The sequence below is a fragment of the Stenotrophomonas sp. NPDC077659 genome (assembly GCF_050268705.1).
Lineage (GTDB): Bacteria > Pseudomonadota > Gammaproteobacteria > Xanthomonadales > Xanthomonadaceae > Stenotrophomonas.
In genome coordinates this window covers 1-5,217 of sequence record NZ_JBNNHG010000200.1, presented here as the reverse complement: position 1 = coordinate 5,217, position 5,217 = coordinate 1, and the positions used below count along the sequence as shown (strand labels likewise).

The following is a 5,217-nucleotide window of genomic DNA, read 5'->3' as shown; positions in this document are numbered from 1 at the left end:
CAGGCGTCCTCGCCGGTCCCCCAGATGGCCTGGGCTTTTTTTGACAACGTCAGCACCAAAATTCTGGCCTGCTGAGACAGACGATTGTAGCAACCTGCCAGAGAAGCAGTCAAACGCCTCCTGTCAAGCCCGTTCCTGATCCTGGAACGTTACTGGGGGGCCTCCATGTACCCCGTTCAGGTTGGCGGGGTGGATCGGGGATGATCCGCCCTGCCCTGCCCCGGTAGAGTCGACTGTTAGTTCGACTGCTATCGAGAGTCGACCAACAGTCGACTCTACCGCCCGGGTGGTCCGGCCGTGAGGCCGGACCCGTGTTTCAGTCTTCCGAGGCCCGTTCAGCTTCGGCTTCAACGGCCGGCGCCTCAGCCGCAACCGGGGTACCGGTCAGGGCCTGCATCTCCGAGTCGGTGAGACCCGAAGCGCCGCGGCGGCGGCTGCTGTGGTACGACAGACCCGTACCGGCCGGGATCAGGCGACCCACGATCACGTTTTCCTTCAGGCCGCGCAGGTTGTCCTTGGTGCCGCGGACGGCAGCTTCGGTCAGCACGCGGGTGGTTTCCTGGAACGAGGCGGCCGAGATGAACGACTCGGTCGCCAGCGATGCCTTGGTGATACCCAGCAGGACCGGATCGAAGTGCGCCGGCAGCTCGTTGCGGGTCGACAGGCGCGCATTCTCCTCGATTACGCGCTGGCGCTCCACCTGTTCGCCGTTCAGGAACCTGCTGCTGCCCTGGTCGGTGATCTCGACCTTGCGCAGCATCTGGCGGGTGATCACCTCGATGTGCTTGTCGTTGATCTTCACGCCCTGCAGGCGGTACACGTCCTGGATTTCCTTCACCAGGTAGGCCGCCAGCGGTTCGACACCCAGCAGACGCAGGATGTCCTGCGGGCTCGGCTCGCCGTCCACGATGGTTTCACCCTTGGTGACGTGCTCGCCTTCGAACACGATGACCTGGCGGTACTTCGGAATCAGCTCTTCGTGCTCCGAACCATCGGTGTCCTTGATGATCAGGCGCTGCTTGCCCTTGGTGTCCTTGCCGAAGCTGATGATGCCCGAACGCTCGGCCAGCACCGCCGGATCCTTCGGCTTGCGGGCTTCGAACAGATCGGCCACGCGCGGCAGACCACCGGTGATGTCGCGGGTCTTCGACGCTTCCTGCGGGATCTTGGCGACGACGTCGCCCACGCCGACAGCGGCGCCGTCCTGCAGGTTGACGATCGAACGCGGCGGCAGCAGGTACTGCGCCGGCAGATCGGTGCCCGGGATGGACAGGTCGTTGCCCTTGGCGTCGACGATGCGCACGATCGGGCGCAGGTCCTTGGCCTGGGTACCACGACGCTTCGGATCGGTGATTTCGCGCGAAGCCAGGCCGGTCAGCTCGTCGGTCTTCTCGATGACGGTGATGCCGTCGACGAAGTCGATGAAGCGGATGAAGCCGGCAACTTCCGACACGATCGGGTGGTTATGCGGATCCCAGTTGGCCACGGTCTGGCCAGCCTTGATCGCATCACCGTCCTTGGAGGTGATGGTCGCACCGTACGGCAGCTTGTAACGCTCACGCTCACGGCCGTGGGCATCGAGCACCGAGATTTCGCCCGAACGCGACACCGCCACCAGCGAGCCGTTGGCGTGCTCGACCGACTTGAGGTTGCTGAACTTGACCGAGCCGGTGGTCTTGACGGTGATGTTGTCGACCGCAGCAGCTCGCGACGCCGCACCACCGATGTGGAACGTACGCATGGTCAGCTGGGTACCCGGCTCACCGATGGACTGGGCGGCGATGACGCCGACCGCTTCACCGATGTTGACCAGGTGGCCACGGGCCAGATCGCGGCCGTAGCAGCGCGAGCAGACGCCGAAGGCCGATTCGCACGAGATGGTCGAGCGGACCTTGATGGTCTGCACGCCGGCATCTTCCAGCTTGGCAACCCAGGCTTCGTCCAGCAGGGTGTTGCGGGTGACGATCGGATCTTCGTCGTTGCCCGGCAGGAACACGTCCTCGGCAACCACGCGACCCAGCACGCGATCCTTCAGCGGCTCGACCACGTCGCCGCCTTCCACGATCGGGGTCATGATCAGGCCTTCGGTGGTACCGCAATCCACCTCGGTGATGACCACGTCCTGCGCGACGTCGACCAGACGACGGGTCAGGTAACCCGAGTTCGCGGTCTTCAGCGCGGTATCGGCCAGACCCTTACGGGCACCGTGAGTGGAGTTGAAGTACTCCTGCACGTTCAGGCCTTCGCGGAAGTTCGCCTTGATGGGCGTCTCGATGATCGAGCCGTCCGGGCGGGCCATCAGGCCACGCATACCGGCCAGCTGACGGATCTGCGCCTGCGAACCACGCGCACCGGAGTCGGCCATGATGTACAGCGAGTTCATCGACTTCTGGTCGATGGTCTCACCCTTGGCATTGACGACCTTCTCGGTACCGATGGTGTCCATCATCGCCTTGGCGATGCGCTCGTTGGTGCGCGACCAGATGTCGACCACCTTGTTGTAGCGCTCGCCGGCGGTGACCAGACCCGACTGGTACTGCTCCTGGATTTCCAGCACTTCGGCTTCGGCCTCGGTGAGGATGCCCTTCTTCTCGTCCGGGATCAGCATGTCGTCGATGCCGATGGAGACGCCGGCGCGGGTCGCGTAGGCGAAGCCGGTGTACATCAGCTTGTCGGCGAAGACGACCGTGTCCTTCAGGCCCAGCTGACGGTAGCTGGAGTTGATCAAACGGCTGATGTTCTTCTTGGTCAGCTCGGTGTTGGCCAGCGCGAACGGCAGGCCTTCCGGCAGGATTTCAGCCAGCAGGGCGCGACCGATCGTGGTGTCCACGATCGAGGTCTTGTTCTGCTTGTTGCCTTCTTCGTCGGTCACCACTTCGGTGATGCGGACCTTGACGCGCGCGTGCAGTTCCACCACGCGGTTGTCGTAGGCGCGCTTGACTTCGGCGATGTTGGCGAAGGCCATGCCCTCGCCCTTCTTGTTTTCCAGCGAGCGGGTCATGTAGTACAGACCCAGCACGACGTCCTGCGACGGCACGATGATCGGCTCGCCGTTGGCCGGCGACAGGATGTTGTTGGTCGACATCATCAGCGCACGCGCTTCCAGCTGGGCTTCCAGCGAGAGCGGCACGTGGACGGCCATCTGGTCACCGTCGAAGTCGGCGTTGAACGCGGTGCAGACCAGCGGGTGCAGCTGGATGGCCTTGCCTTCGATCAGCACCGGCTCGAACGCCTGGATGCCCAGGCGGTGCAGGGTCGGCGCACGGTTCAGCATCACCGGGTGTTCGCGGATGACCTCTTCCAGGATGTCCCAGACTTCGGCTTCTTCGCGCTCGACCAGCTTCTTGGCGGCCTTGATGGTGGTGGCCAGGCCACGACGCTGCAGCTTGGCGAAGACGAACGGCTTGAACAGCTCAAGCGCCATCTTCTTCGGCAGGCCGCACTGGTGCAGGCGCAGGTACGGACCGACCACGATGACCGAACGGCCCGAGTAGTCGACGCGCTTGCCCAGCAGGTTCTGGCGGAAGCGACCCTGCTTGCCCTTGATCATGTCGGCCAGCGACTTCAGCGGGCGCTTGTTGGTGCCGGTGATGGCACGGCCGCGACGGCCGTTGTCCAGCAGCGCATCGACCGATTCCTGCAGCATGCGCTTTTCATTGCGCACGATGATGTCCGGCGCGCTCAGTTCGAGCAGGCGGCGCAGGCGGTTGTTGCGGTTGATGACGCGGCGGTACAGGTCGTTCAGGTCGGAGGTCGCGAAGCGGCCGCCATCCAGCGGAACCAGCGGACGCAGGTCCGGCGGCAGCACCGGCAGCACGGTCATGACCATCCATTCCGGACGGTTGCCCGATTCCAGGAAGGCTTCGATCAGCTTGATGCGCTTGGTGAGGCGCTTGAGCTTGGTTTCCGAACCGGTAGCGGCGATTTCCTCGCGCAGGCGGGTCATTTCCGACTGCAGGTCGATGGTGCGCAGCAGTTCGTAGACGGCCTCGGCGCCCATGGCGGCGTCGAAGTCATCGCCGTGTTCCTGGCGGGCCTGCAGGTACTGTTCTTCGGTCAGCAGCTGGCGGCGCTCCAGGGCGGTCAGGCCCGGCTCGGTCACCACGTAGGCTTCGAAGTACAGCACGCGCTCGATGTCACGCAGGGTCATGTCCAGCATCAGGCCGATGCGCGACGGCAGCGACTTGAGGAACCAGATGTGCGCGACCGGCGAGGCCAGGTCGATGTGGCCCATGCGCTCGCGGCGCACCTTGGCCAGGGTCACTTCGGTGCCGCACTTTTCGCAGACCACGCCGCGGTGCTTCATGCGCTTGTACTTGCCGCACAGGCACTCGTAGTCCTTGACCGGCCCGAAGATGGCGGCGCAGAACAGGCCGTCACGCTCCGGCTTGAAGGTACGGTAGTTGATGGTTTCCGGCTTCTTCACTTCGCCGAAGGACCACGAACGGATCAGGTCCGGCGAGGCCAGCGCGATCTTGATCGCGTCGAAGTCCAGCGTCTGGCGCTGCTGGTTGAAGAGGTTGAGCAGGTCTTTCATGGTGTTCTCCAGAAGGAGGAATGCTGTGTCGATGGGCTTTCAGGTCACTGCCAGCGGCGCGGCGGCGGACCGCCGCGCCGGCATGGATCAGTTGTCTTCCAGTTCCATGTTGATGGCCAGCGAGCGGATTTCCTTCACCAGGACGTTGAAGGATTCCGGCATGCCCGCGACCATCTCGTGCTCACCGTCGACGATGTTCTTGTACATCTGGTTGCGGCCCTGCACGTCATCGGACTTCACCGTCAGCATTTCCTGCAGGGTGTAGGCCGCGCCGTAGGCTTCCAGCGCCCAGACTTCCATCTCACCGAAGCGCTGGCCGCCGAACTGCGCCTTGCCGCCCAGCGGCTGCTGGGTGACGAGCGAGTACGGACCGGTCGAACGGGCGTGCATCTTGTCGTCGACCAGGTGGTTCAGCTTCAGGTAGTGCATGTAACCGACAGTGGTGTGGCGGTCGAAGGCTTCACCGGTGCGGCCGTCGTACAGCTGGGTCTGGCCACTGCTCGGCAGGTCGGCCAGTTCCAGCATGCGCTTGATTTCCGCTTCGGTGGCGCCGTCGAACACCGGGGTAGCCATCGGCACGCCGTCGGTGAGGTTGCGGGCCAGACGCAGCAGTTCCTCGTCGCTGCCAGCACGTCTACATCGAAGGGCTGCATTCGCCGTTCGGCATCCAGCTCATCGGT

Annotated in this window: 1 protein-coding gene and 1 pseudogene; both read right to left on the bottom strand. The window is 64.0% G+C overall.

Going from position 1 to position 5,217, the window contains the following annotated elements; genetic code table 11:
• Positions 1-316: 316 nt before the first annotated feature.
• Positions 317-4,537: a DNA-directed RNA polymerase subunit beta' gene (gene rpoC / locus ACQKDV_RS18150; protein ID WP_427785604.1), complete on the bottom strand. Its 4,221-nt coding sequence runs from the start codon at positions 4,535-4,537 to the stop codon at positions 317-319.
• An 87-nt stretch (positions 4,538-4,624) separates the two neighbouring features.
• A pseudogene (gene rpoB, locus ACQKDV_RS18145) lies at positions 4,625-5,161 on the bottom strand (DNA-directed RNA polymerase subunit beta); the annotation flags it as partial.
• Between the last annotated feature and the right edge of the window lie 56 nt (positions 5,162-5,217).